Here is a 22,721-nt window from a genome sequence, read left to right on the forward strand (position 1 = left end):
GATGAAAAATAAAATATTAAAAATATCCCTGATCCTGTTTTTCGTGGTATCTTCCTCAGCTTTCTCCGGTTACTGTCAGGCCGAAAGTCTTGACCAGAGATTGTTCGATCAAATCCATACTCGCTGGCAGCGCGACTGGCTGGATGGCCCCATGCAGTTCTGCACCGATGCCGGAGATACCAAAGTAGGCATAGCAATCTGTGCCGGGGTAGGGCTGTTCGGCGGGGAGAAAGCCCGGCAGAGCGCCAAGCTGGCGCTGACGGCCGACGGCGCCTCGGCCGTCATAACCTACAGTTTGAAGAACATCGTCAACCGGGACCGGCCGGAGGGCCCCACCGAACGATCCAATTCATCCTTTCCCTCCGGGCACGCCACCGGCGCCTTCGCCCTGGCCACCGTTTTCTCTCATCAATACCCGAAGCTTTCCATACCATTATATACGGCAGCTACTGGAGTCGCAGTATCACGAATATACCTGGGCCGTCATTATCCGTCGGATGTTCTGGCGGGAGCCGTGGTGGGATTTGCCACCGCCAAGCTGACCCTGCATTTCAAGGAACAGATACTGGGATTCGAGTTCGACACTTTTTTGCACAATGTATTCAGTAAGGACGAAAATCCGGATCCGTCCCCCTGAATACAGCAAATATAGAACTAATGTTCCTATCATATGGCGGTTTTCCCGCTTTCTCTTATAACACCTCTCCCCTACCCCTCTCCTAAAGCATTAGGAGAGGGAAGGGTGAGGTCGGAAGTTTTAAGACCCGGCTTAACCTGTAAATTCTTACAGGTTAAGTTAAGTGGACCAGGCGTCCAAATGGGGTCCGGGGGCACAGTGCGAATAGCTGCTGAAAACAATACCTAAAATATCAATGCTTCGTAGCGTGTGCTCTTTTCTTCAAAACATTGTTGTTAATATAAGCGGTTTATTAACCGTTAAGCCCTGTGCCCCCGGCGGGTCTTTCGCCCTTTCTGCCCGGACAGAAAGGGCCGAGAAAAGACTTTTTAATATGAGCATTAAATTATATTTCATTTAGAGGTATTTCATGTCCAAAAGATACAATGAGACCATAGTGGGCGTGGTGGTGCTTTCGGCCATCGCCCTTTTGATAATCGGACTTTTATGGTTCAACCGGGTGGACATCGGGCGCAAGAGCTACCTGGTCAACGTGGCCTTCGAGGATGCCGGCGGCCTGCGGGGCGGCGACCCGGTGACGGTGTCCGGCTTCGACAAGGGCAAGGTGAAGTCCATCTCGCTGAATTCCGCCAAGCCCGGCGTGATCGCAGTACTGATGGTAGACCACGACGTGGCATTAAAGAAAGACGCTCAGTTCTGGCTGTCGGACGCCAGTTTGATGGGCGACAAGCGGATCGCGGTCTACCCCGGCAGCTCCGCCCAGCCCTTCGACCCTTCGCAGACCGTTGACGGCGACCGCTCGCCGGGATTGATGGAGACCATGGTCAAGATGGGCTATCTGGCCAACGAGGCCGCCCAACTGATAGGCAAGATGAAGAACGACCTGGCCACCCCGGAGAACATCAAGAATATCTCGTCGGCCTTAAAGAACCTGGACCAGGCCTCTCAGCAGTTGAGCCTGATGGCCTCCCAGAACCGGGCCGCTATCACCGAGACGGTCAAGGACATGAATAAGCTGATCTCGCCCAATAAGGAGAAACTGGACAGCACCATTCAATACCTGACTCGATCCAGCGCCAAGATGGATTCCATTGCCGATAAGATCAACTCCGGGCAGGGCACCGTCGGACAGCTAGTGAATAGTAAAGAACTTTACGAGCAGTTGAACAAGACCAACAAGGACCTGCAGGCGCTGATAGCCGACATAAAGGCCAACCCCAAGAAGTATTTGACGGTGGAGATATTTTAAATATAACGTTATTTAATTATGAAAAAAACAAAATCACTTTTAGTTAGGTTGATACCATATATCATTATAGGTATTGGTATTTTACTAGACTTTATAACTGGTCTAAGATTATTACTAAGCATAAAATTTAACGTTTTAATTTCTATAATATTATTTATTTTCATATATTTTGAGTTTACAGCAAAGGGCAAATTATTTGAAAAAGGGATTACTTCTTTTTCCAAGAACAAAATGCATCTCAAACCAATAATTGAAGCCTTGGGTAGAACAAAATTTCAGGGGTTTATTGTTCTTTTAGCATTTTTATTGATGTTATCATCATCTATTAGCGGCATAAGATATTATTTATCTTGGAAAATTACTGACAACATTAAAATTACTACACCCACAGAAAAACAATTAGACGCAACCTATTTTGTCAAAGGTTCTAGCAAAATAGCAATATATAACACCCTCTCCCCCACTATTAAATTAGAAATACAAAATCTATCAAACTTTGGTGACGCTTTTATTGACTTATATGATGAAAATAATGCATCTAAATATCGCTACAAATTAAATAAAACAAAAGATGGATTTTTTACTTGGGCACCCAATAAAGACTTGGATATTAATATATATAAAGCTGACATTATAACAAAGGATTACAATTTAAAAAAACCACAAACAGCATCTTTTTTATTTACACCTTCGTTATACGATCAATTTAATAATATATTGAACTGGGTTACCTTATATAAGGGCAGACATGAGATAACAGATGAGGGGCTTTTATTATCTGCAATGAATTATTCTGTAAAACCTTACATTTTAAAGTATCGATACCCAATTCCAAAATCGGTTAGTATTGAAATATATTGCATTTTTAAATATTCTTCAAACTTAAAATTAGGTGGCGTTGGCTTTCATTTGCCTGGTGGATATGCCGTAATATTTAGAGATGGTGGCCACAACAAACTAACATTAAGGAAAGGCATTGAATCAAAAGAAATCCCCTTAAAATTAAACACATGCAAACCGCATTTTGAAACAGATAAATATTATAAATTGAGAGTCGATTTAAATAATTTTGTTATTAAATTGTTTGTAGATGATATTTGCGTAGCTGAAACAACCACCGATAATATACCAGATGATGATAATTATATTGGTTTTGGTGTATGGAATTGTGACGCTATTTTTAAATATATACGTATTACTTCACCTTTTTAAAATAACTTCGTCTGCCAGTCCTGCGGGGTTTGACCGCCCCGACCCCACCCCACCCCACCCTCCCCTCGAGAGCCTGCCCTGAGACTTGCACCCTGATCAGATTCGAAGGGGGAGGGATCAAGGGAGGGGTAAAAATATGATACGCAATCAAAAAAGCACCAAAATAAAACTAACCATGGCCAAAGCCTTTCGCAAAGAAATGACCTTGGCCGAAAAATGCTTCTGGAATGCCTGCCGAAAACATCAAATTGCCAACCTACACTTCAGGAGACAGCAGATAATTCACGGCTTTATTGCCGACTTTTATTGCAACCAATTAAACCTGGTAGTCGAAATAGACGGCGGCATTCATGAAGAGCAAAAGGATTACGACACACTCAGGGACCAGATCATAAACCGACACGGTATAAGGGTTCTAAGGTTTTCCAATGAAGAAGTTATGAATAATATGGATATGGTAATAAAACAAATTCTTTCTGACCCCACCCCACCCTCCCCTCGAGGGGAGGGATTAAGGGAGGGGTCATGAAAAACAAACTCATACCAAAAACCAACTTCGTCTGCCAGTCCTGCGGCTTTGAGAACTCCAAATGGCTGGGCAAATGCCCGTCCTGCGGGGGCTGGAACACCTTTGTGGAGGAGATCAAGCGGGCCGACCTCCGGCCGGGCAAGAACAAGGCTACACGGCAATCCGCCCCCACCCTGCCGCAGACGCTGAAGGAGATCGAGATCCGGGATGACCAGCGATTAATGTCCGGCATCTCCGAGTTCGACCGGGTCACCGGCGGCGGCTTAGTATCGGGATCATTGACCTTGATCGGCGGCGACCCCGGCATTGGAAAGTCCACCCTCACCCTGCAGTTGGTGGATCGGCTGGCCTCATCCGGCCAAAAGGTTTTATATGTTTCCGGAGAGGAATCCCCGGCCCAGATCAAGCTCCGGGCCCAGCGGCTGAAAGTCAACTCGGATAATTTATTATTGCTGTCCGAGACCATATTAGAGAATGTCCTGGAGACGGTGCACAAATTAAAGCCCGATATCCTGGTGATGGACTCCATCCAGACAATATACCGGACCGATCTGGAATCAGCCCCCGGCTCGGTGGGCCAGGTACGGGAATGCGGGGCCGAGCTGATGCGCCTGGCCAAGACCGAAAACCTGGCCACCATCCTGATAGGCCACGTCACCAAGGAGGGCGTCATCGCCGGGCCCCGCACCCTGGAGCACATGGTGGATACCGTGCTGTATCTGGAGGGCGAACGGCACCACGTCTATAGGATTTTGAGATCTGTCAAGAACCGTTTCGGCTCCACCAACGAGATCGGCGTCTTCGAGATGCAGGAGGCCGGCATGGTTGAGGTGGCCAATCCCTCCCAGGTATTTCTTTCGGAACGAACCCGGGAGATCCCGGGCTCCACCGTGGTCTGCTCGCTGGAGGGCACCCGTCCCCTGCTGGTGGAGATCCAGGCCCTGGTGTCCCCGGCCTCCTACGGCAACCCCCAGCGGGTGCCCACCGGATTCAATCATCGCAGACTGTCTATGTTGCTGGCTGTTTTGGAACGCCGGGCCGGACTGAATCTGGGGATGCACGACGTTTTCGTCAACATCGCCGGCGGGCTCAAGCTGGATGAGCCGGCCATAGACCTGGGCATCGCTGCGGCGGTGGCCTCGGCCTTCAAAAATAAGAACGCCGACCCGGACACCGCAGTGGTGGGCGAGATCGGACTGGGGGGCGAGATCCGCAGCGTCGGACAATTGGACAAGAGGATCAACGAGGCACAGAAGCTGGGTTTCAAACGGATGATCATCCCGGCCCACAATACCAAGGACAAGTATTCAGCCAAGATCAAGCTGGTGGAGGTCCGCTACCTGTCCGATGCCCTCCAGGCTTTGATAGTATAAGCAACAAATCTTTTTTACAGTAAAGCATGCCCTGAGCCGAGCCGAAGGGACGCGAAGCGCTAAAAGTCGTATTTTTAGATTCCTCAGTATCCTCTGCGTCTCCGCGGTTCAAGAAAGGAATTTATTATGAAGATTCGAAAACTCACCATTGCCGACTATCCGGAACTGATAAAGCTCTGGACCAGATCCAAACTGCCGGTCAAGCCCAAAGGACGGGACAGCCGGGCCCACATCGCCAGGGAGATGAAACAGAACCCCGACTTTTTCATCGGGGCTTTTGACCAAAACCTGATGATCGGAACCGTCATCGCTTCCCATGACGGACGCAAGGGCTGGCTTAACCGGATAGCGGTGGGGCCCGATTACCGGGGGAAGGGCGTGGCCCAGGCACTGACAGTGGCCGGAGAAAAAGCCTTAAGGAAGCATGGCATCAGGATATTCGGACTTTTGGTCCACGAATACAACCAGGCCTCCCTCAAACTGGCCAAAAAGATGGGTTATGTGGTGCATACCGACATACTTTATCTGACCAAACGCGATGGAGATCATATTTAGATGGCTTATATTTCCTGCATCATAGTAGCCGCCGGCAGCGGCCTCCGTTTAGGATACAGTATCCCCAAGGCCTTCGTCAGGATCAACAGCAGGCCGATGCTGGAATATTCCCTGCAGGCCTACCAGAACTGCCAAATGATCAACGAGATCGTTTTGGTGAAGCCTCCCTCCTATCAGTTTGATGGTCTTAAGTATTTCGCCGGATTCTCCAAACTGGCCGCCATTGTTTCCGGCGGCAAAGAACGGCTGGACTCGGTTCGGGCCGGGCTCAATTCCGTCTCCCCAAAAGCCGATATTGTGCTGATACACGATGCCGCCCGGCCCCTGATACGTCCGGAGCAGATAGCTTTGGTCATCTCGGCCGTTAAAAAGCACGGCGCGGCCATACTGGCTTCGCCGGTCACCGATACCATAAAAAGCTCCGATAGAGGGCGGATCAAAGGGACGGTTGATCGTTCCGGTCTGTGGAAGGCCCAGACTCCGCAGGGATTCAAGAAAGAGATTTTGGAGCGATCTCACTTTAACCAGAGAGCCATATCCGTAACCGATGACAGCCAGCTGGTGGAGATGATCAAAGGAAAAATTTTCATCGTCCCCGGCGACGACACCAACATAAAGATAACCACCCCTATAGACTTGGAGATAGCGTCATGCCTGTTAAAAAAGAAAAGATCCGCATAGGCTTCGGCTACGACATCCACCGTCTGGCAAAGGACCGCCGTCTGATCCTGGGTGGAGTACATATCCCCTTCAAGCTGGGTCTGCTGGGCCATTCCGATGCCGACGTACTCTGCCACGCCATTGCCGACAGCCTGCTGGGGGCAGTGGCCGCCGGGGACATCGGTCGGCATTTCCCCAATACTGACCCCAAGTTCAAAGACATCTCCAGCCTGCTGCTACTGAAGAAAACGGCCCTGGTCATCAAAAAAGCCGGCTACCGGGTGGCTAATATCGACGGCATGCTGATCGCCGAGGCCCCAAAGCTGACGCCGTACATCGATGACATGAGAATAAATATCGCCCTGGCCCTGGGGATCGATAGAACGAAAGTGTCGGTTAAGGCCACCACCAACGAAGGGCTGGGGGATATCGGAAAAGGAAAAGGCATCTGCGCTTTTGCCAATGCGCTGGTAGAGAGGATCAAATGAATCTGGACCTGGAAGGGATCACCAAGTCCTTCGCCGCCCAGGGCGGGCTGTGGGCCTATCTGACGGTTTTCGTCACCACCTTTGTCGAGGGCATCTTCCCAATCATCCCCAGCGATGTGGTAGTGCTGTTCTGCGCCCTGCTGGTGGCCCAAGGCAGCCTGCATTGGTTTCCGTTGTTCGTCTCCGCCTTTGTGGGCGGGGCTTTGGGGGCCCTGTTGATCTATTGGATCGGGGCCAGCAAGGGCCGGGAGTTCTTTCTGGCCAAACCCCGGTTTTTCCTCTCCCCCAAAAGATTGCTGGAGATGGAGGGTCATTTTAAAAAATACGGCAACATCATCCTGGCCCTCAACCGGGCGGTGATCGGCGGCCGATCATTCGGATTCCTGATCGCCGGGCTGACCGATTACAAGTTCAGGAAAGTGATCATCTACGGCATCCCCGGCATCGTACTTTGGTATGTACTGGTGATCGCCTTGGGAGTTTACTTCGGGGAACGGGCCAAGCAGATGGTCAGCGGGATCATCATGGTGGTGATGATCATAATGGCCCTGTCTGTGCTATCCCTGATAATCACTAAAAAGCTTTTTAAGTGACCGGGGGGGGGTGGGGCAAAATAAAAAGGGTCTTGTATCATATGATACAAGACCCTAACTTTTTCCAACGATAATTACCTTACGGTTTCTTTTAGCTCTTTACCAGGCTTGAAGGCGGGGACCTTCTTGGCAGCAATCTTGATTTCCTTGCCAGTCTGCGGATTCCTTCCGATTCTGGCTTTTCTCTTCTTGACGCTGAAGGTACCGAAACCAACTAAGGTAACGGAGTCGCCCTTCTTCAAAGCTTTGGCAATGTTGTCGATCACGGCGTTAACCGCATTGCCAGCCTCTGCCTTGGTGCAGGTAACTTTGGCCACTGCTTCGATCAATTCGGCTTTGTTCACTACTTTATCCCTCCTTTCGTTTAATGAAATATAAGAATGTTATTTCAAACTTAACGATAGTATAGCATTTACGGGCATTAGCGTCAAGTATTTTTTTTAAATATTTTCTTTACAGCATGTTCACCGGGTCGACGTCGACCGATAATCTTATTTTTTCGTTCCGGCCCGGGGCGATTCCATCCAAAGCTTTTTTAATCTCCGAAGGCGAACTTGCCTTTAACATCAGTTGCCAGCGGAATCTTCCCTTGATCTTGGCCAGCGGAGCCGGTGTGGGGCCCAGTACCTCCGCCCGGCTGGCACCGGATTTTATTTTTTCGGCGGCACTTTCGGTGAAGTCCTCCAGGCCAGCCTGGCTGCTACCGGTAAAAGTCAGCAGGGCCAGGTACCGATGCGGCGGATAGCCGCACTCCTCACGGGCCGCCAGTTCACACTCGGCAAAAGAATAATAATCGTTCCCCCGGCACCATTTGATCACCGGGTTATCGGGCATCCTGGTCTGGATGACCACCTTCCCCGGATGCTGCCCCCTCCCGGCCCGGCCCGCCATCTGCACCATCAACTGGAAGGCCCGTTCGGCCGCCCGGAAATCGGGCAGGCCCAGAATATCGTCCAGGTTTATTATCCCCACCAGCGAGACGTTGGGAAAGTGGTGTCCTTTGGATATCATCTGGGTGCCCAGCAGTATCTGCGAGCCGCCCGACAGAAAATCCTGCAGTATCCGGTGATGCTCCCCCTTGCGCCCGGTGGTGTCGGCGTCCATCCGGCTGATCCTTCCCTCCGGGAAAATGTTCTTCAACTCCGCCTCCAGCTGCTGGATGGCATAGCCCCGGTGCTGCAACATCAGGCTGCCGCAAGTAGGGCAGGTTTCCGGCAGCCTGGCCTGGTACCCGCAATAATGACACAACACCGATTCCCCGCTGCGGTGATAGGTTAGGCTGACGCTGCAATTGGGGCAGGTTATCAGGGTGCCGCATTTCCCGCACTGAAGGTAAGGCGCAAACCCCCGGCGGTTCAGGAGGATCATCGCCTGGCGCCCGGCCTGCAGACAGGTTCCGATCTCCTGGCCCAGCAGCGGCGAGATCAGGCGGTCCTCCCTAGGAAGTTTTTTTAGATCCACCACCTCCACCATCGGCAGATCGGCTGACCCGACCCGTTTTTCCAGCCGGAATAATTTGAACTTTCCCGTTTTTGCTTTGTAGTAGCTTTCCACCGAAGGGGTGGCCGATCCCATCAGCACCACGGCGTCATTTTTTCGGGCCCGGATGATGGCCAGATCCCTGGCATGGTACAAGGGAGCCATGTCGGACTGCTTGTACGAGGCGTCATGCTCCTCGTCGATCACTATCAACCCCAGATCATCAAAGGGGGTAAACACCGCCGACCTAGTGCCCACCACCACCCGGAAGTTTCCGCGTTTTACTGCCCTCCAGACATCATAGCGTTCCCCGCTTCCCATTTCGCTGTGCCAGACGGCCACCTGGCCCAGCCGGGATCTTACCCGGTGCAGCATCTGCGAGGTCATCCCGATCTCCGGAACCAGTATCAGCACCTGGCGGCCCTTGGCCAGGGCCTGTTCCGCGGCCTTCAGGTAGATCTCTGTCTTGCCGCTGGAGGTGACCCCGGATATCAGGTTCACCGAGAACACTTTGGAATTGATATCCGCTGATACTGAATCCAACACTTGCTGTTGTTCAGCATTCAAAGTGACCTCAGTATCCTCCTCGGCCCACCCAGGCTCCTGCTGTCCCCTGAATTTCTCCCGCCATTCCCAACCGGCTAGCCCCAGGGCCACCAGCTTCAGGGCCGCAGGCCTTTTGCTTTTGATCGCTGACGGTGGCACCGCCCCGTTCTGCTTAATGATGCTCAACAGTTCGGCCTGTCCTTTGGAAAGCTTCAAACTTGTTTTATCGGCCGGGCCGCGGAATACCAGCCATCTTTCCTTTCTGACCGCGATCTTGGCCTTCTGCCACACCGGCTCGGAAAAAAGCAGCCCCATTCGGCAGTATTCTTCAATGCCCTTTTCGGCGGAGGGAGCGAATTTCTTCAAAAGATACTGGTGCGACACCGAGCCCTTCTCAATTACATGATCCAGCAGCGGGTCGGCCGGGATCTCCCCGGAAAAATTGCCGTTGAGCCAGACCATCCTCAGTTGTTTGGCGTCCATTCCCGGCGGCAGCGCTGCCCGGATGGCCTCACCCCAGCCGCAGCGGTAATAGTTGGAGACCCACTCGGTCAGCTCCAGCATCTCGCGGCTTATGACCGGCTTATTATCTATCACCTCCAGAATGGGCTTGGCCGGGAAATCACATGATTCCCTCAGATGCACCACATATCCGATGGCCTCCCTTTGGCCCAGGGGCACCCGCACCCTGATCCCCACAATTTCCACCGACAGGTGATCGGGAATCAGATAAGTAAAACAGCGGCTCTGGGGAATGGACAGCGCCACATCAGCGTATTTCAAACTTTTGCTTGACAAATTTGTTTTTTTAAATTAACCTTATGCCTTGAACAAGGATTTATAGATGGATAAAACTACAGTGAAATATTTCCTGCTGGCAGCCATATTGACATTCGCGGCCGGTGGAACAGTCTGGGCCGACTTCGGCGACGGGCCCGGCGAATTCATCTTCCCCAGCGGTATAGCCCTTGACCAAGAAGGAAACATCTATGTCAGTGAGATCGGCAATGACCGCATCCAAAAGCTGGACCCCGACCAACAGTGGATAAACAGCTGGGGCCGCTTCGGGCGGGACAGCGCCGGCTTTGACGACCCCACAGCGCTGGCCTTCGGTCCCGAAGGCAACCTGTATATCGTGGACAGCGGCAACCGGCGGGTGGTGGTCTGCGACACCGCGGGAAATATGTTGAAATACATCCCTCTGCCGGATTCCTCAAAACCATGGGGCATTGCTTTCGTCGCCGATTATTTTTATGTTTCAGACCGGCAGAACAACCAGATCTATCTTTTTAATCAAAACCGGAACCTGATCTCAGCGCTGGGGCAGAGCGGATCCCTGAACGGACAGTTCCTTCACCCCAAGGGCCTGGCGGTGGATGGGAATAAACGCCTGTATGTGGTGGATGCCGGAAACAATCGGATTCAGGTTTTCTCGGAGGAGGGCATTTTTATCCGCAGTTGGGGCGGTTACGGCGAGGGCGACGGGGAGTTCGATAGCCCGGGGGGTATTTTCAGCGGGCCCTCGGGCCAGGTGATGATTACCGACTCCGGCAACGATCGTTTCCAGGAATTCACTGGTGAAGGACTTTTTACCAGCTACGGTGGCGGGGCCGGCACCGAACCCGGCCAGTTTTTAAATCCCAACGGCATCGCAATAGACAGCCGGGGCAACCTCTATATTGTGGACACCGATAACCACCGGGTCCAGGTATTCAGCTCCCAGTAATAGCATGGAAACACCTACCATGATTCAAAGGATTGCCTTATGATCTCGGCCGCCAGATTTTCGGCGGCTTTTTTCATTCCGGATTCCTCGTCAGATTCGCTGACCTGATAGGCACTCCACCCGGAAAGGCCGGCCGACTCCCATAAAACCTTCCCGGCCGCCGATCTCAGCTTAGCCTTGGCGGTGACGGTGATCTTGTACTGGTTGACCTGTTCCTGGCTGGTGTATTCAAAAGGAACCCGGGCGTAGCCGGTCACCACCAGCTCCAATACGGTCTCCGCCTTTTCCGGGTCGCTGACCTTGACCCGGCCGTCGTTGTTCACCGCCGTTATCATGGTGTTGGTCATGATCTCCGACAGACGGTATTCGGCGGTGGTGTTCTCGACTACTGGGATCCCCACCGTCTTGAAATCCAGCCGGCCTCCGCTGAAAGAATAACAACCGGACATTATCAAGAGCAGAACGCCGGCAGTTATAAATAAATTTATGATGCGATTCTTCATTTTCTCACCTGGTTAAAATTGCCAGATTCTCTATGTGATAGGTCTGGGGAAACATATCCGCCAGAAAAAGTTTCTGCAGTTTATATCCGTTATTGATCAGCAACGCCGCATCCCTGGCCAGGGTCGAGGGATTGCATGACAAATAGGCGATCCGGGAGGGGTTCAGCCTGGCGATGGCTTCGATGACCCCGGGGGCGGCTCCCTGCCGCGGCGGATCCAGCACCAGTGCATCGGCTGATTTTATTTTAATCAGTTGGTCCTCCACCCGGCCGCCAAGGAATTCGCAATTGCCGATATTATTAAGGGCGGCATTGGCTCTGGCATCATCCACCGCCGGGGCGAACTCCTCAATGGCCGCCACTTTTTTAGCCTGCCCCGCCAGCTGCAGAGCGATGGACCCCATTCCGGAATACAGGTCGGCCACCTCATCACCGGGCGCCAGCGACAGGCTTTCCTTTATTTTTTGATAAGCGATCTCGGTGGTCTGAAGGTTTGACTGCAGAAAAGAGCCGGGCGCTAACCGGTAGGTTATTTCGCCGATCCGTTCGGACAGGTATTCCACGCCGCCCAGGTGGTTCCATTTTTTTCCCAGGATGACGTTGCCCCGGGTGGGATTCACATTCTGCCAGACTGATTTTATATTGGGGACTTCCGTCAAAATTCTTTGGGCTATCTTATGAAGGTCCGGTTCAAATCTGGTGACCAAAACCAGCAACAGGGCGTCTTCGATCCTGCTATAGCGAAAGATCAGGTGGCGCAAATTTCCGCTGTGCCCGGCCGGGATGCAGCCCTTAAGTCCGCTTTTATTGATGATCTCCTTAACTTTCAGGAAGGCCTTATTTATCGAATCCTCCAACAAGGGACATTCTTCGATGTCAACTAGGTCGTGGCTTTTTAGCCGGTAATACCCTATCTTGTTGCCATTTTTTGAAGCCTGGACAGGGTGCTGGGCTTTATTGCGATAATGCCACTCGCCGGCCGGCGGCAAAACAGCGATCTCATCGATTTCGATTTTACCCAACCGTTTGAAGATCTCCCGGGTTATAATTATCTTCTGCTCCAGCTGATATTGATAGTCCATCATCTGCCACTGACAGCTGCCGCAGATCCCGAAATGCCTGCAGTCCGGCTTTATCCGGTGGTCGGACGGTTTTATTATCTCATAGATCTCCCCCCGGCAGTAGGTCTTGTGGGGCTCGGTTATTTTGACCTTGAGTTCGTCGCCCGGAACGCCGTAGGGCACAAAGACCGCCTGGCCCTGATGATGCCCCACCGCATCGCCGCCGTAGGCCAGGTTATCCAAAGAGATATTCAGGACCTGTCCGGCCCTCAGCATGAATTCACCGGAACAATATCGGACATCATAACCAATGCATCCTCGTTTTGATAATATTTTTTTCGGATGGCGATCGGCCTGAATCCGAAAGTTTTATATAATTCGATGGCCGATTCGTTGGAGCTTCTGACCTCCAGGCTGGCCATCCGGCAGCCCAGTTGGTATACCTGTTGCAGGATCTCCTGAAGCAGGCGCCGGCCGTATCCCGACCTTCTTTTTTCGGCAACCACTGCGATGTTCCCCAGATGGAACTCGTCCAGCACCACCCAGCCGAGCGCATAGCCGGCGACCTTCCCGTCGCTTTCCAACACCAAAAATATCCGGCGGCCGTCTTCTTTCATCTCCTCCCGGAACATATTCTCCGACCAGGGGTCGGGGAAAGAGCTCCTTTCGATATTCAATATCTCCGGCAGATGCTCCGGCCGCATTTTAACGGTTCTTTCGCTCATTTTTTTATTATTGCATCGGCCGGACGCACATAGAAGGCATCCAGTTGATGGGGGTCTACTGCCTGACCCTCCTGGTACAACCGGTGAGCCAATCCCGCCAGGCCGGGAAGTATCCTGCCCGAGGTGAGGAAATTCTCATCCTGCCGGATTTTTTTAACAGAGGTCTTGAACAGCTCCCTATAGTTTGCTTCACCGCTGCCGAACAGCAGAGCATCCTCCGGCAGCATTGCCAGCCATTTATCCGGCGAGATGGCCAGATAATCGCTTTCCCTTTCGGGCCGACCGTCCTTCATTTTATATAAGGCGGTGTATATCTCTTTTTTCTTGGCATCGATCATGGGCGACAAATACCCGTCTTTTGATTCCTGCGAGCAGGCCATCACATCCAGGGTGTTCAGGGAAATGGTCGGCAGTTTAAGCCCGGCGGCCAGGCCCTTTATAAAAGCAATACCCACCCGCAACCCGGTAAAAGATCCGGGCCCGGTGGCTGCCGCCAGCAGTCCAATATCCGATAACTTCATATCATGGCTCTTAAGAAGCGCTCCCAGCTCATCCGCCAGAATTTCGGAATGCCCTGCGCCGACCTCCTTGGAAAGGCCCGCCAGCACTTTCCCTTTGCGGCAGGCGGCGATATTAAGATAGATCCCGCTGGTATCCAGGCACAAATACATCATAAAATATCCCAATCCATCGGGAACCCGCCAACCGGGATCATTTTGAATTCCCTTTCCTCCGGTGATCTGATGGTGATGAAAATATCCAATCTGTCTTGGGGAAGCTGGCTTCCGGCGTTCTCCGGCCATTCTATCAGCACCAGACCGTCCCCGTAAAGATATTCTTCATACCCGATGTTCAGCAATTCATCGGGCGATTTCAATCGGTACAGATCGAAATGATAGATGGGATGCCTGGCGGTATACTCATTGAGCAGGGTAAAACTGGGACTGACCACCGGCTCCTGCACGCCCCAACCCCGGCAGATGCCCTGGGCCAGGCAGGTCTTGCCCGAACCCAGATTGCCGAAAAGGCAGACCACCTGTCCGGGCTTTAACTGGGCCGAAAGCTTCTGCCCGAAGGCTTTGGTATCTTCGGGAGAAGAAGTTGTTATATGTGAAGGATTGCTTATATCTGCCATATTTTACAAATCAGATTGTACTATCCTGGATTCCCGATCCCCATTTTCATGAGGACAAGTTTCTCGGGAATGTCATATGGTTTTATAGGTTTAGTTAATCTTTATTTCGGCTTCATTACCGCCACCGGCAGGATCATCTCTTCCATGGAGATCCCGCCGTGCTGGAAGGTTCCCTCGTACCGCTTGCGGTATTCCTCGTATTTGGTCGGGTACACTAAGTAGAAATCCTCCTTGGCGATCAGGTACTGCATCCCCTTGTATTCCTCCGGCAGAAGATAATCCGCCGGGTTCTTTATCCACAACACCTGGCGGGGATCCCCGGAGATGTTGTTGCCGGACTTGTAACGCAGGTTGGAGGTGGTGTTCTGCCCGGCCTTGATCTCGCTCCCCCGCCGCCCCTGGATGGAGCCGTGGTCGGTGGTTATGATCACCTCCCGCTTCTGGTGGGCGGCCATCTGCAGGATATGGAAGATGTCGGAATTGGCGAACCAGGTCAGGGTCAGAGAACGGAAGGCCTTCTCGTCCGGGGTTATCTCCTGCAATACCTGGGAGTCGGCCCGGGAATGCACCAGAATGTCCATGAAGTTCACCACCAGGCTGATCAACGGAACGTTCTGGTAGGAGCCAAAGTTCTTGCGCACCTCCCGGCTCTCATCAATGTTGAATATCTTGATATAGCGGGGATCGGGCGAGGTTTTGCACTTGAGCCGGGCCAGATTGATATCCATCAGCTGATGTTCGTAACGGTTGCGGCTGGCCTCGTTGGCCGTATCGCTTTTCTCCCAGTACTGGGGGTAACTCCTGGCTATCTGCGACGGGAAAAGTCCGCTGAATATGGCGTTGCGGGAATAAGGCGTGGCGGTGGGCAGCACCGAATAATAATAATCGGTGTGGATGTCGAAATAATTCTTGATCACCGGCTCGATGGTCATCCACTGGTCCAGCCTCATGCAGTCCAAAATAAGAAACAGACATTTTTTGCCGGCTTTGGCCGGAGGTACCACGTAGCGCTCCACGATGTCTGTGGACAGCAGGGGCCGCGACTGGCCATGCAGCCAGCCGGGGTAGTTGTCCTCCACAAAACGGGAGAACTCCAGATCGGCCTCCCGAAGAGTGCCCTCATGGCTGGCATGAAGGCCGTCGTCCCGCAGCTGGGAGAGTCGCATGTCCCATTCTATCAGATTGCGGTAATGGCGGCACCATTCCTGCCAGTCCAATGTGCGGTAGTCGAAGTTGCGCAGATCCTGTGAGGCCTGGACGTACTCCCGGACTGTCTGCTCCTCCACCAGCTTGCGGCCGTCCAGCACCCGGCGACAGGAGGCCAGCACCTGGGCCGGATTCAGGGGCTTCAGCAAAAAGTCGTCTATTCTCTGACCCAGGGCCTGCTCCACCAGTTCCTCCCGCTCGCTCTTGGTGGCCATGATCACCGGCAGGTCGGGATTTATCTGTTTAAGACGCGACAGGGTCTCCAGCCCGTCCATGCCGGGCATCATCTCATCCAGCAGCACCAGGTCAAAGGAGGAAGTCCCGATCTTTTTTACCGCCTCCTCCCCGGAGGCGGCCGGGGTCACCTTGTAATTTTTTCCCTCCAAAAAAATGATCTGCGATTTAAGCAGATCAATCTCGTCATCGACCCACAGTATCCTGTAGCCCTCATCCATAAAACACCTCTTCTTTAGATAACTTTGTAGTATGTAACACTTGCGGATAGTTACATAGCAAGGGAAGAAACCTATTTCTTAGAGTCTACGCATATTCTTTTTTCTCCGCTTTCTCTTTGAAGAGAAAGCTACAAAGAGAACTTTCGCGCAGCGCTGCTCTGAAGACCTTGTTGCCAGCTGCCTGAATGTCTTGACCACGAAACAGAGCTGCAGCAGGCAAAACATTCTTAACGGCAGCTTTTGTCAAGCAGCATCGCTGAAGCGAACCGCGGTTACAAAACCCCCGTAAAGTGGCCGTTTCAGCGGACGGGGAAGACTACAGTGGCCGTGAAGAATTTTTTGCAGAGTGTATGCTTTATTTATCCCATCAAGAAATTTAGGCCACGGATATAGTTACCCATCCGGTAGCTGCTAGGCCGAGCTCTTTGGCTACTTTCTGGCGGTACAGAAAGTAGCATTAAAAGAGAAGCAGATAACTGTGCAGGTGAAACTTAATATCAGTTCGATATTGCCCTAAAAATCACTGGCCGTGCCTTTTGAGGGGCAGGGTTATCATAAAGGTTGATCCCTGTCCCGGACGGCTGTTGAGCAATTTGATCTTTCCCTGATGATAATCCTCTATGATCCGCCGGACCAGCGAAAGCCCCAGCCCCCAGCCCAGGGCCTTGGTGGTGAAGCCGGGGGAGAATATCTTTTTCTGGTGCCCCGGTTGTATCCCCCGCCCGTTGTCGCTGATGGTGATCTCTATCTTTTTGGCGGAAACAGTGGTGCCTATGGATATCACCCCGTCGGGATCGTCAATGGCATCGATAGCGTTCTTGATCAGGTTCTCCACCGCCCAGGTGAACAGGTCCTGGTTCAGCAGGACCGCGGGATCATGGTCGTAGTTTTCCTCAAACCGGATATTCTTGCCCATATTAGCCACCCGATGGGTGAAATACTCCACCGCCTGATGCAATAGCTGGTTAATATCGGCCTCGGCCAGTTTGGGAATGGAGCCCACCTGGTTGAAACGGTTGAGCACCTTCTCCAGATGGGCCAGGTCGTTCTCCATCTCGGGAATTATCTCCGGCGCGGCCTTGGTGCCGTCCTTGAGCAAGGTCAGCCAGCCCATCAGGGAGGAGATGGGGGTGCCCAGCTGGTGAGCCGCCTCGCGGGCCAGCCCCACCCACACCGCCCGCTCCTCGCCGGCCTTGATGGCCCGGAACCCTATGAATCCTATCCAGACGAACAGGGCGATCATGCCGATCTGGATGAAGGGGATGTAGCCCAGCTCCTTCAATATCTGGGGATCCCCGTAATGGACGTAACCCACCACCGTGGAGTCGGAGTTAATCATCATAGGAATGGGTTCGTTCTCATCATCCAATTTATGAATGGCGGTTTTTACCCCCAGCAGTGGATCGTCGGGCTTAAGAGAATCCCATTGTTGTATCTGCTCGGGGGTCATGGGGTAGGGCTCGATGCCTATGTTCTTCCAGGCCAGGGGGACGCCGTTCTTATCAGTCACCACCACCGGGAAGTTAATCTTCTGGATGATCTCCTCGAAGATGATGCCGGTCTCCGGCACGTCCCCCACCACCTCCGGCACCGCCGCCGTCATGCAAAAGCGGGCGAACACCCGGGACATGATCCGGGGCTCCTCCTCCAGCTTGCGGATCAGCAGGGTGGTGTAGATCAGAGAGACCAGCACCAGGCTGGCGGCCCCCACGAACAAGTAGGAACGCCAGATCCCGGTCCATCTGGAATGCGGTTTTACAAAAGAGACCATAAATGATTTCAATTAATGAAATTTAATCCTAGGCACTAAATTCTAAACCCTAACAACTATCTATTTCAAAAGATCTTATTAAATCCTGACCTGGTTCCGCCCTCCGGCCTTGGCCCGGTAAAGGGCCTTGTCCACCTTGTCTATTATCTCGTCCTTCTCGGAGCCGTCATCCGGAAAACCGGAGACACCCAGGCTGATGGTCACCCGGCCGATGTTTTTCGCCCCCTCGGCCTCGAACCGGTTCTTCTCCACCGCCATCCGGATTCGCTCGGCCAGCAGCTGGGCCTCGGACTTTTTGGTCTCGGGCAGCACCAGCATGAATTCCTCGCCGCCGTAACGGGCCACCAGATCCACGTCGCGGGCCTGCTCCCTGAGCAGCCTGGCCACCTCTATCAGGACCTTGTCCCCCACCGGATGCCCCAAGGTATCGTTGATCTTCTTGAAATGGTCGATGTCCATCATTATCAGGGACAAAGGATGATTGTACCTCCGGGCCCGATGGAGTTCCCGCTCAAAGAAGGACTGGAAGAAGCGGTGGTTGTTCAGGCCGGTCAGGCCGTCGGTGACCGCCAACTGCTCGGTCTCCTCGTACAGCCGGGCATTCTCCAGGGCCACCGCCACCTGGCTGGCCAGGGTGGTCAGCAATCGCAGGTCCACCTGGTCGAAGGCGTTGACGTTGTCGCTCTCCACGTTGAGCACCCCCACCACCTGCTGCTTGATCTTAAGCGGCACCGCCAGCTCCGAGCGGGTCTTGCCGTCGATGCTGACGTAATGCTGGCTCTGGGTGACGTCCTTGACCATGATCGGCTCGCCGGTGGCCGCCACCATTCCGGTGATACCCTCCCGGCCGATCTTCAGCCGCCGCCCCATTTCCTTCAGGATATCACCATACCCCAGGCTGGCCTTGAAAACCAGTTCGTTGGCATTGCGGTCCACGATCATTATGGCGATCTTGTTGTAATGAAAGGTGTCACTCAGGATGCGGCAGACCTGGTCCAGCAGGACATCCAGCTTCAAGGTGGAGCTGACCGTGGTGCCCACGTCATGCAGCGCCGACAGCTCGATGATCCGGCGTTTGGCCTCTTCGTACAGCCTGACGTTATCCAGGGCTATCGCCACCTGGCTGGCCAGGGTGGTCAGCAGCCGCAGGTCGGACTCGGTAAAGGCGTCGGTCTTGTCATCCTCAATATTGAGCACCCCGATGGTCCTGCCCTCCCGCTTGATGGGCACCGCAATCTCCGAAAGCACCCGGGGATCGATGGCGCTGTAGCGCGGATCGTTGCGGACGTCGTTCACTACCTGGGGCTCCCCGTGCTCGGCCACCCAGCCCACCACGCTGTTGCCGCCCACGGTGAAGTAAAGCATATTAAGCTCCTCGCCGTAGCCGCACTGGGCCCCGATGAAGATGCTCTTGCTCTGCGGTTCCACCGTAAAGATGGCCACCTTCAGGTAATGCAGGGTATCCCGGATGACCTCCACCACCTTTTCCAGCAGCTTTTCCCTCTCGATGGCCGAGGATATCACTATGCCGATGTCGTGCAGGGTGGAAAGTTCGCTGATACGGGCCTGGGCATCGTTGTACAGTGTGGCGTTGGCAATGGCCAGGGCCGCAGTGTTGGCAAAGGCCTCCAGCGAACGCACCTTCCGTTTGTCGGGGATCTTGCCGTCGGCAGGCTTGTCTATCTGGATGATGGCCAGTAGTTTCTTCTCCTTGGAATACAGGGGCACTATCAGCAGGTTGCCGGGCTGCCAATCCTCACCCTTGCCTTCTTTATCGGGCCGAGGGCTGTCCCCGTTGCCATCATCTTTGCCAAAAGGCAGAAAGTAGGAATTGCCTATCCTATATTCAGGTTTCATCAGGTTCAGGTATTGCTCCAGGCTGGAATGCACCTGCCGGATGCTTTCAAATTCCTCAGGGCTGAAACCGGAGGCCGCCTTATGGGTAAGCAATTGGCCGCCGCCCTCAACCAGACTGATCAGAACCGCCTCGAAGCCCAGGCTACTGCGAATGCCCTCCACGATCACCGACAGGATCTCCTCCAGTTTGAGCGAAGAAAGGATGGTGCTGGACAGATACTGCAGAGTGGACAGCTCGGTGTTGACCTCTATCTGCCGTTTTAAGGCCAGGTTCAGCCGGCTGTTGGTGTCGGCCAGCTTGTTTTCGCTGTTCTTTATCTCGGAGAACAGGGCCGCATTCTTCCAGGCCACTGCGGCCTGGTTGGTGAACAGCGAAGCCAGTTCAAATTCCCGGTCGGTAAAGCCCCGGAATATTTCCCGCCCTATGACCAATACCGCCTCGGCCCGTTCCTGAACCATCAACGGAAGCACCAGCAACGACTCGGCCTCCGCGGTGGTGCCAGGCACCACCGCGGTCCTCTGGTCCTTATCGGTGTCTTTGATCATCTCGGACGCCCCGCTCCTGGCGATGGCCCCGGTCAGACCGGTGTCCACAGAGAAGGGCAGATCGGCCATGATCTCCTCGGTGTTGGGGCCCCTGGCCAGAATGGGATAAAGCTGCCTTTTTTCCCAGTCAGCCCGGTAGATGGCCAGCCGTTCAAACGGGATCAGCTGTTCGATCTGGCCGGCGATCTGATCCAGCATCTGGTTGACATCCAGAGTCCCCAGCAGCAGGGAGCTGGTGTCCAGCAGGGCTTTTTGGGCCGTGATCCTGCCGTCCAGGGCGGCCACTAATTCGGCCCTTTCCATGGCCATGGCTACGGAATTGCCCAGGGTCAAAGCCAGCTCCATATCCTTGCGGACGAAACGGCGATGGTTGCCGGAATAATTGTTGATGTTCAGCACCCCGATCACCCGGTTCTTGGCCATCAGGGGAACGGAGATCGTGGAGGCCAGTTTTTCCTCCTGCCCGGTCAATTTGAAACGCTTGTCCTGGCCCAGATCGTCGGTAAGCACCGGCTGCTGCTGCTCCGCCACCCAGCCGGCCAGCCCCTGCCCTATGGAGAAGGCCGTCTTGGCTATGGTTGCCGGGGACAATCCTTTGGAAGCCTTTATCCTCAGCTTTTGGTCATGCTGGTCCACCAGCATTATCGAGAGAGTGTCGGCGGTTATCACCTGGGAGATGGTATCCATCCCCAATTTTAAGATCTCATTGGCATCGGTGAATGAGGTGATGGCCTGGCTGAACTGATACAAAATGGACAGCTGTTTCAGGCCCTCCACCATATCGTTGTATAATCCGACGTTGTCCAACACCAGGGCCGCCTGGAAGGCCAGGCCCTCGGCGGATTTGACGTCCCGATCGGTAAAATCGCCGCCGTCGATCTTATCGGCGGCATAGACCAGGCCGATGATCCGGTTTCTGGTCGACAGCGGAATGACGATCAGCTTGGTTATCTCGAAGATCTCGACAAATTTCTCCAGCACGTAAGGGTCTTGGGCTACCTCATTGCTGTAATACGGGCGGCCTTTCTCGAAAACAGAGGCGGCAATGCCCCCCTGGCTCAGTTTGAAGTGGAACTGCCCGGCCAGGGTCTCGATATTCCGATATTTTTCCCGCTGGGTCTTGGACAGCGGCTCGGAATAATGGATCGGCAGTTGGACCTCTATCTCGTCGCTCTCCTGGTTGTAAAGACTTATCAGGCATTTTTTCACCGACAGAGAGGAGGCCATCTTCTCCACTATCTTGCCGGTGACTGCCCCCAGATCGCTGCTGACCGTAAGGCTTTGCGAAATGCTGTTGATATCGGAAAGCTCCTGGATCCTCCTTTCGGCCAGCTCCTCCAACCGGATCTTGTTGATGGTCAGGGCGGCCTGCCCGGCAAAGTTCTCAAGCAGCTTGAGGTCATTTTCTCCGAAAGCGTTGACGGTGGGGCTTTCGATATCCAGCACCCCGATCACTTCATCCTTGTGCCATAATGGTATGGCCACCTCCGAACGACACTCTGGGACTCCCTCCAGATATCTCTTATCCTTTAAAACATCTGGTACATACAGGGTCTTCCCATGAAACGCCACCCAGCCGCATATACCCTGTTGTCTTATCTTGATCTTCATCCCTATCTGTTTTTCAGGATACCCCACGGCCGCCTTGATGAAAAGATCTTGTCCTGTCTGGTCCTTCAACAGGATGGCGCAATTGGGATATCCCAATGAATTGCTGATGATCTCCAGAATGGTGTTCAAAACCTGTCCCAGGTTCTGCTGGCTTACCGCGGCGCTGGTCACTTGGAAAAGGGTGGACAGCTCTTTGATGCTCTGCCTGGAGTCTCCAAGCATTTTAGCGTTGTATATGGCCCCGGCCGCCTGGTTAGCCAGGATTTCGGACAGCTTCAAAGTATCGCCGGTCAGGATATCGTGATGCTGGTCGTCCCAGATCATCAGTATGCCCAGGCAGACATTCCCGGCCAGCAGCGGCACTCCCAGCCAGGCCTTGGTGGCCGGAGCGGTGGTCTTTAGCCTTCTTTTCCGGCATTCTTCTCTATAGTCGTTGCTGAGTATCGGCTCCCTTTTTTCCCAGACATAGGTCGCCAACCCCTGCCCCAGAGGGAAGCTCACCGGTTTCGCTTTCCGGCCGTTCCGGTATTCAAAGATCACGGTGAATATTTTTTTCTCCGGCTCCGCCAGCGCCAGCAGCATGTTCCGGGGCCTGATGAACCTGATGATCCGACTGTATATCTCCTCAAAGACGCTGTCGGAATCGGCGTAGGTAGCGGCGGCCCGGCTGACCTCGACGATGGTGTCCAGCAGGATATCATCCCGGCCTATTCCGGAATTGCCCCTGTCGGCGGCGGCCTTGGGTACTTTACGCTGGGGGGTCTGTTTCCGCAAAGGTCGATTGCCGCTTTTTTTCGAGATCATT

The 22,721-nt window shown here is 53.4% G+C and carries 21 protein-coding genes; 10 read left to right on the forward strand and 11 right to left on the reverse strand.

Annotation, left to right across the window (positions count from 1 at the left end; all coding sequences use genetic code 11):
• Position 1: 1 nt before the first annotated feature.
• The 9 genes from KJ869_03720 to KJ869_03760 all read left to right on the forward strand — a co-directional run bounded on the left by KJ869_03720 (position 2) and on the right by KJ869_03760 (position 7,296).
• Positions 2-637, forward strand: coding sequence for a phosphatase PAP2 family protein (locus KJ869_03720; GenBank protein ID MBU1576297.1), 636 nt, complete (start codon positions 2-4; stop codon positions 635-637).
• 409 nt (positions 638-1,046) lie between these two features.
• Positions 1,047-1,886: an MCE family protein gene (locus KJ869_03725; protein MBU1576298.1), complete on the forward strand. Its 840-nt coding sequence runs from the start codon at positions 1,047-1,049 to the stop codon at positions 1,884-1,886.
• Positions 1,887-1,904: 18 nt separating this feature from the next.
• Positions 1,905-3,098, forward strand: a complete 1,194-nt coding sequence (locus tag KJ869_03730; GenBank protein MBU1576299.1) for a hypothetical protein — start codon at positions 1,905-1,907, stop codon at positions 3,096-3,098.
• A 136-nt stretch (positions 3,099-3,234) separates the two neighbouring features.
• Positions 3,235-3,627: a DUF559 domain-containing protein gene (locus tag KJ869_03735; protein ID MBU1576300.1), complete on the forward strand. Its 393-nt coding sequence runs from the start codon at positions 3,235-3,237 to the stop codon at positions 3,625-3,627.
• Positions 3,624-5,000, forward strand: coding sequence for a DNA repair protein RadA (radA, locus tag KJ869_03740; protein MBU1576301.1), 1,377 nt, complete (start codon positions 3,624-3,626; stop codon positions 4,998-5,000). Before KJ869_03735 ends, radA begins: the two co-directional genes overlap by 4 nt.
• A 126-nt stretch (positions 5,001-5,126) precedes the next feature.
• Positions 5,127-5,555 (forward strand): GNAT family N-acetyltransferase, encoded by a 429-nt coding sequence (locus tag KJ869_03745; protein ID MBU1576302.1) that lies wholly within the window; start codon positions 5,127-5,129, stop codon positions 5,553-5,555.
• On the forward strand, positions 5,556-6,236 hold the full coding sequence (ispD, locus tag KJ869_03750; protein ID MBU1576303.1) for a 2-C-methyl-D-erythritol 4-phosphate cytidylyltransferase: 681 nt from the start codon (positions 5,556-5,558) through the stop codon (positions 6,234-6,236).
• On the forward strand, positions 6,227-6,703 hold the full coding sequence (ispF, locus tag KJ869_03755) for a 2-C-methyl-D-erythritol 2,4-cyclodiphosphate synthase (GenBank protein ID MBU1576304.1): 477 nt from the start codon (positions 6,227-6,229) through the stop codon (positions 6,701-6,703). Before ispD ends, ispF begins: the two co-directional genes overlap by 10 nt.
• Positions 6,700-7,296, forward strand: a complete 597-nt coding sequence (locus KJ869_03760; GenBank protein ID MBU1576305.1) for a DedA family protein — start codon at positions 6,700-6,702, stop codon at positions 7,294-7,296. Before ispF ends, KJ869_03760 begins: the two co-directional genes overlap by 4 nt.
• 74 nt (positions 7,297-7,370) lie before the next feature.
• On the opposite strand, the gene KJ869_03765 is transcribed toward KJ869_03760, so the two are convergent.
• Both KJ869_03765 and priA read right to left on the reverse strand, forming a co-directional pair.
• A complete protein-coding gene (locus tag KJ869_03765; protein MBU1576306.1) occupies positions 7,371-7,640 on the reverse strand; it encodes an HU family DNA-binding protein in 270 nt (89 codons plus the stop codon).
• 109 nt (positions 7,641-7,749) lie between these two features.
• Positions 7,750-10,104, reverse strand: a complete 2,355-nt coding sequence (priA, locus tag KJ869_03770) for a primosomal protein N' (GenBank protein ID MBU1576307.1) — start codon at positions 10,102-10,104, stop codon at positions 7,750-7,752.
• Between the two features lie 61 nt (positions 10,105-10,165).
• On the opposite strand from priA, the gene KJ869_03775 reads away from it, so the two are divergent.
• On the forward strand, positions 10,166-11,047 hold the full coding sequence (locus KJ869_03775; GenBank protein MBU1576308.1) for a hypothetical protein: 882 nt from the start codon (positions 10,166-10,168) through the stop codon (positions 11,045-11,047).
• A 14-nt stretch (positions 11,048-11,061) separates the two neighbouring features.
• Here the strand turns inward: KJ869_03775 and KJ869_03780 are convergent, their stop codons facing one another.
• The 9 genes from KJ869_03780 to KJ869_03820 all read right to left on the reverse strand — a co-directional run bounded on the left by KJ869_03780 (position 11,062) and on the right by KJ869_03820 (position 22,720).
• Positions 11,062-11,550 (reverse strand): hypothetical protein, encoded by a 489-nt coding sequence (locus KJ869_03780; GenBank protein ID MBU1576309.1) that lies wholly within the window; start codon positions 11,548-11,550, stop codon positions 11,062-11,064.
• Positions 11,551-11,554: 4 nt separating this feature from the next.
• A complete protein-coding gene (rlmD, locus tag KJ869_03785) occupies positions 11,555-12,886 on the reverse strand; it encodes a 23S rRNA (uracil(1939)-C(5))-methyltransferase RlmD (protein ID MBU1576310.1) in 1,332 nt (443 codons plus the stop codon).
• Positions 12,880-13,335 (reverse strand): ribosomal protein S18-alanine N-acetyltransferase, encoded by a 456-nt coding sequence (rimI, locus tag KJ869_03790; protein MBU1576311.1) that lies wholly within the window; start codon positions 13,333-13,335, stop codon positions 12,880-12,882. Before rimI ends, rlmD begins: the two co-directional genes overlap by 7 nt.
• A complete protein-coding gene (tsaB, locus tag KJ869_03795) occupies positions 13,332-14,009 on the reverse strand; it encodes a tRNA (adenosine(37)-N6)-threonylcarbamoyltransferase complex dimerization subunit type 1 TsaB (protein MBU1576312.1) in 678 nt (225 codons plus the stop codon). The genes rimI and tsaB overlap by 4 nt, the downstream gene beginning before the upstream one ends.
• Positions 14,006-14,470, reverse strand: a complete 465-nt coding sequence (gene tsaE / locus KJ869_03800) for a tRNA (adenosine(37)-N6)-threonylcarbamoyltransferase complex ATPase subunit type 1 TsaE (protein MBU1576313.1) — start codon at positions 14,468-14,470, stop codon at positions 14,006-14,008. The genes tsaB and tsaE overlap by 4 nt, the downstream gene beginning before the upstream one ends.
• 101 nt (positions 14,471-14,571) lie before the next feature.
• Positions 14,572-16,131: a bifunctional response regulator/alkaline phosphatase family protein gene (locus KJ869_03805; GenBank protein ID MBU1576314.1), complete on the reverse strand. Its 1,560-nt coding sequence runs from the start codon at positions 16,129-16,131 to the stop codon at positions 14,572-14,574.
• Between the two features lie 85 nt (positions 16,132-16,216).
• Positions 16,217-16,378, reverse strand: coding sequence for a hypothetical protein (locus tag KJ869_03810; protein MBU1576315.1), 162 nt, complete (start codon positions 16,376-16,378; stop codon positions 16,217-16,219).
• A gap of 273 nt (positions 16,379-16,651) precedes the next feature.
• Positions 16,652-17,902, reverse strand: a complete 1,251-nt coding sequence (locus KJ869_03815; GenBank protein ID MBU1576316.1) for a HAMP domain-containing histidine kinase — start codon at positions 17,900-17,902, stop codon at positions 16,652-16,654.
• Between the two features lie 78 nt (positions 17,903-17,980).
• Positions 17,981-22,720 (reverse strand): GAF domain-containing protein, encoded by a 4,740-nt coding sequence (locus KJ869_03820; GenBank protein ID MBU1576317.1) that lies wholly within the window; start codon positions 22,718-22,720, stop codon positions 17,981-17,983.
• Between the last annotated feature and the right edge of the window lies 1 nt (position 22,721).

The sequence above is a fragment of the Candidatus Edwardsbacteria bacterium genome, assembly GCA_018821925.1.
In the GTDB taxonomy this organism is placed as follows: Bacteria; Edwardsbacteria; AC1; order AC1; family EtOH8; genus UBA2226.

Bases quoted from the DNA above. Each gene is read 5' to 3' on its own strand.
- rimI (MBU1576311.1), bottom strand. From the start codon at position 13,335: ATGAGCGAAAGAACCGTTAAAATGCGGCCGGAGCATCTGCCGGAGATA.
- KJ869_03780 (MBU1576309.1), bottom strand. From the start codon at position 11,550: ATGAAGAATCGCATCATAAATTTATTTATAACTGCCGGCGTTCTGCTC.
- KJ869_03820 (MBU1576317.1), bottom strand. From the start codon at position 22,720: ATGATCTCGAAAAAAAGCGGCAATCGACCTTTGCGGAAACAGACCCCC.
- rlmD (MBU1576310.1), bottom strand. From the start codon at position 12,886: ATGCTGAGGGCCGGACAGGTCCTGAATATCTCTTTGGATAACCTGGCC.
- KJ869_03720 (MBU1576297.1), top strand. From the start codon at position 2: ATGAAAAATAAAATATTAAAAATATCCCTGATCCTGTTTTTCGTGGTA.
- tsaB (MBU1576312.1), bottom strand. From the start codon at position 14,009: ATGATGTATTTGTGCCTGGATACCAGCGGGATCTATCTTAATATCGCC.
- tsaE (MBU1576313.1), bottom strand. From the start codon at position 14,470: ATGGCAGATATAAGCAATCCTTCACATATAACAACTTCTTCTCCCGAA.
- radA (MBU1576301.1), top strand. From the start codon at position 3,624: ATGAAAAACAAACTCATACCAAAAACCAACTTCGTCTGCCAGTCCTGC.
- KJ869_03735 (MBU1576300.1), top strand. From the start codon at position 3,235: ATGATACGCAATCAAAAAAGCACCAAAATAAAACTAACCATGGCCAAA.
- ispD (MBU1576303.1), top strand. From the start codon at position 5,556: ATGGCTTATATTTCCTGCATCATAGTAGCCGCCGGCAGCGGCCTCCGT.
- KJ869_03815 (MBU1576316.1), bottom strand. From the start codon at position 17,902: ATGGTCTCTTTTGTAAAACCGCATTCCAGATGGACCGGGATCTGGCGT.
- KJ869_03775 (MBU1576308.1), top strand. From the start codon at position 10,166: ATGGATAAAACTACAGTGAAATATTTCCTGCTGGCAGCCATATTGACA.
- KJ869_03725 (MBU1576298.1), top strand. From the start codon at position 1,047: ATGTCCAAAAGATACAATGAGACCATAGTGGGCGTGGTGGTGCTTTCG.
- KJ869_03805 (MBU1576314.1), bottom strand. From the start codon at position 16,131: ATGGATGAGGGCTACAGGATACTGTGGGTCGATGACGAGATTGATCTG.
- KJ869_03745 (MBU1576302.1), top strand. From the start codon at position 5,127: ATGAAGATTCGAAAACTCACCATTGCCGACTATCCGGAACTGATAAAG.
- KJ869_03760 (MBU1576305.1), top strand. From the start codon at position 6,700: ATGAATCTGGACCTGGAAGGGATCACCAAGTCCTTCGCCGCCCAGGGC.
- KJ869_03730 (MBU1576299.1), top strand. From the start codon at position 1,905: ATGAAAAAAACAAAATCACTTTTAGTTAGGTTGATACCATATATCATT.